Source organism: Bacillus cereus group sp. MYBK245-2 (assembly GCF_051916145.1).
Lineage (GTDB): Bacteria > Bacillota > Bacilli > Bacillales > Bacillaceae_G > Bacillus_A > Bacillus_A pacificus.
Genome location: NZ_JBQAGB010000037.1, coordinates 1 through 3409, shown reverse-complemented (window position 1 = coordinate 3409; position 3409 = coordinate 1). Strand labels below are relative to the sequence as shown.

Genomic DNA, 3409 nt, shown 5'->3' with positions numbered 1-3409 from the left:
TATGTGTCATCAGCTGTGACACATGTTTGAAACAGGATGAGTCATTTTATGATTGATATACTTTCTTTTATGACCTATAATGTGTCATATATTATACATAAACGTATCATCAACTATGAAACATTTCAAAAAAGGGGAGAAAATTTAATGTCGATAGAGGTGCTAAAATTGGACGAAAAGATTACAGTTGAATTGACTCCAGAACAACTTCATCAACTCCAAAAGCTTGTGGAACTTGAGGAAAATCATTTATCTAAAGAAAACGAATACGAAGAGAGAAAAAAGAATCATAATTTTATTCAGCTTTATCGTGATAACATGCCAGAATTACGTTGGTTAATGTCTAATCATAGCTTTGCAAGTTCCTTGCTCTTTTTCATTTTGGAACACATGGATAACAGAAATGCTCTAGCCTGCTCTTATTCTGTTTTTGAGGATTATTTTGGAAAGTCGAGATCAACTGTATATAGAGCAATAAAACTACTAGAAGAGAACGGATTTTTAGATGTCTTAAAAATGGGAACATCAAATGTTTATGTAATTAACGAGAATCTAGCTTGGTCTGATTCAAATGACAAGAAAAAATTTGCTAAATATGACGGGAAAATCCTTGTCAGCAAAAAAGAAAATAAAGACTACGAATACCAAAGTCAATTTGACAGATTTAAAGCTTTAAGAGAACGAGAGAATCTAAAATAAAGCGGGTAGTAAAGTCTACTCGCTTTATTTATGTTTTCATCGCTCCATGTCATACCCTCGTTGTCTAGTCTTCAATTCTTTTTTATGCTCACGCTCAAATTGATTATCTATCTTCTTCATATCCAATTCATTCTTAATAAGGCCTCTAAACGCCTTGAATTGCTCTTTAAAAACTTTTTTCGTTTGTTGATACAAAACCCTTACATTTTCTTTTAAAACGCCTATATGAGCTTTTAAAGAGCTTATTTTAGTATTTAATGTTTCAACTTGATTCATTAGCTTTCTATTTTCCTTTGTCTTTTGATAGACTTCCTCACGAAGGTTTTTATTTTCTTGGACTAAATCTGTCGTCTGCAAGCGTTCATAATCTTTTTTTACAGTGGATGCTGCCGTTATCAAATCTTCTAATTGTTTAATTTGCTTTGGTGTATAAACATAATTACCAGTTTCTTTTTCAATGATTTTAGGTTTCCCAATAAATTTGGATTCCACCTCTGTCTTAATCTCTTTCTTTTTGCTCTTTAGATTCATTTTCTTTTCAGGAATTTGCTCACTAACTTTTACAAGTTGATCTTTCTTTTTGACAATTTCTCCTTCTAGCCATTGAATTTCTTTTTCTAAATCCTTTTTTTCTTTGTACTCGTTCACATCTTTATATTCGTTTGAGCCAACTAGTTTTCGTTCAATGCCACGCTCTTTCAATATGTTTTCTAACAACTTCACTTCTTTTTCTCGCCAATCATCAAAAGGACGTGTTTTATCTAACGTTGGATCTTGTTGCGTAATCGCTCGGTCAAATGATACTTGCTTTTCAAGCCCTCGCTTATATCCACTCGCCACAGGCACAAAATTTAAATGCATATGAGGGCTTGTCTCGTCATTATGAATGACCGCATTATAAACTTTTAAATTAGGATTGCGTTTCTCAAAATCCTTAAACCACTCTAACAAAATTTCATTTGCTCTTTCATAATCGGCATTGCGAATGAAGTCGTTCAAATCACCAACTTGAATAATCATTTCTTGCTGAAGCGAAGTTTTCTTACTGGACTGAATGTGCTTATAATAATCGTCAATTTTTCTATCAGATCGTTTTTGTTTGGCGTTATATTTCTCCAACGCTTCCCCGAACTCTTCTTGATATAACCCTTTCAAATTTTTCTGAACAAGATATTTATTTTCATTAGACTTTGAATAATCTATATGCGAATTTCGCTCTTTTTCCTTCTCGCTCATTGTCCTGTTATTGTGTTTAATGTTGGTTTTGTTCGTTGCCTTTTTGAGAGAAACTGACATACTCATAACGAATCAACTCCTTGCCCCCACTATACCAAAAGTTTTGTTACTTTGGCAAAGTAACCTTTTCTGTATTGTGACATTCCGCTACGCTCCATGTACACAATGAAAAGGCTCTGCGAGGCCGTTTTGGCTATCGCCAAGCCATGCAAAGCATGGCAAAAAACAAAACCTTGGACTCTGTCCAAACCTGCTGGGGAACTCTTCCCCAGACCCACTCAATCGAGCTCCCCAACCCCTCAATCCTTGAGGGGCTCCCTCGCCGGTGGGCAGGGTCAAAAGGGTACCTTTTGACAACCACAAGAGGGTTGCATAGTGAGTGTGTCAACTCCTTATCCTCCCGCTCCCTTACGGGTTCGGTCCGGTACCGTTGACACACTCCATGCAAATACCTCTGCTCTTTTTATTGCCATTTTAATCGACCAGCATTATGTTCATTCCAAATACCAAATCCCTCTGAATACTTTTTATCTAAAAACATTGGTAATCTTTCCTTCATTCCTTCTGCAAGATTAAGTGTCAATAACTCATTTTTATCTACCCAAAATATACTACCTTCATCTGTTTTATCTAACAGTTCTCCACTAAATACTTCTGTTCTATAATTAAAAACAAAAAACTTTTCACCAGTTTCATTATTAAACCAATAAATAACTCCACATGGTTCTAAATTAGAAATCATTAATCCTGTTTCCTCTTTTACTTCTCTTATAGTGGAATCGATTAGACTTTCCCCATCCTCCACATGCCCTCCAGGGAACGAAATTCCCTTCCAAGATTTAATTCTATCTTGAACTAGGACTTTATTATTTTTCTTATCATAAATCATACACATATTTGTTAATGTAACTTTAGCCACAAAATTACCCCCTTGTCTAAGTTAAATTCCCCTGGATAATTCTAGCATTTCTATAAGATTAGAAAAAGGATCTCCTTGTTTTTGGGTGTGAGTGTTGGCTGGGGGTCTGGGGGCTAGCCCCCAAGAATTCAACGTAACTTTATATAGCATAAGTGAAATTTTTGAACGATAAATCAAGGCGGTTCGGCAGGTACAATTGCTAATCCAAGTCGTGCTACCTAAATTCTCGTTTTTGGTATGTTCGGCTTGGCGACATGCTCACACCTGCCGAATTTCGGAATGCAAGGAGGAAGGAGGAAGATTTTTTGAGTGGGTTTCTCAAAAAATACTCTCCGTTCCTTGTATGGAGAAAAGCCCTTTAAGGAGATATAGAAGGGAAATTAGTAAAAACGTTGATATATAAGAGTTTACTAGATTGTTATGTGTCATCAGCTGTGACACGTATATGTGTCATCAGCTGTGACACATGTTTGAAACAGGATGAGTCATTTTATGATTGATATACTTTCTTTTATGACCTATAATGTGTCATATATTATACATAAACGTATCATC

General features: G+C 35.4%; 3 protein-coding genes. 1 reads left to right on the top strand and 2 read right to left on the bottom strand.

The features are described from left to right. Window positions 1–147 precede the first annotated feature (147 nt). The gene (locus ACTFRN_RS27945; protein ID WP_100632360.1) at window positions 148–699 is read left to right on the top strand and encodes a helix-turn-helix domain-containing protein; all 552 of its coding nucleotides are present in this window, start codon (window positions 148–150) and stop codon (window positions 697–699) included. A gap of 36 nt (window positions 700–735) precedes the next feature. Here ACTFRN_RS27945 and ACTFRN_RS27940 read toward each other — a convergent pair whose 3' ends face one another. Both ACTFRN_RS27940 and ACTFRN_RS27935 read right to left on the bottom strand, forming a co-directional pair. Continuing rightward, the gene (locus tag ACTFRN_RS27940) at window positions 736–2001 is read right to left on the bottom strand and encodes a plasmid recombination protein (RefSeq protein WP_440038758.1); all 1266 of its coding nucleotides are present in this window, start codon (window positions 1999–2001) and stop codon (window positions 736–738) included. 397 nt (window positions 2002–2398) lie between these two features. After that, window positions 2399–2854, bottom strand: a complete 456-nt coding sequence (locus ACTFRN_RS27935; protein ID WP_100632357.1) for an 8-oxo-dGTP diphosphatase — start codon at window positions 2852–2854, stop codon at window positions 2399–2401. Window positions 2855–3409 lie beyond the last annotated feature (555 nt).

Excerpts from the sequence above, each read along its gene's own strand:
- ACTFRN_RS27945 (WP_100632360.1), top strand. The coding sequence starts at position 148 with ATGTCGATAGAGGTGCTAAAATTGGACGAAAAGATTACAGTTGAATTG.
- ACTFRN_RS27940 (WP_440038758.1), bottom strand. The coding sequence starts at position 2,001 with ATGAGTATGTCAGTTTCTCTCAAAAAGGCAACGAACAAAACCAACATT.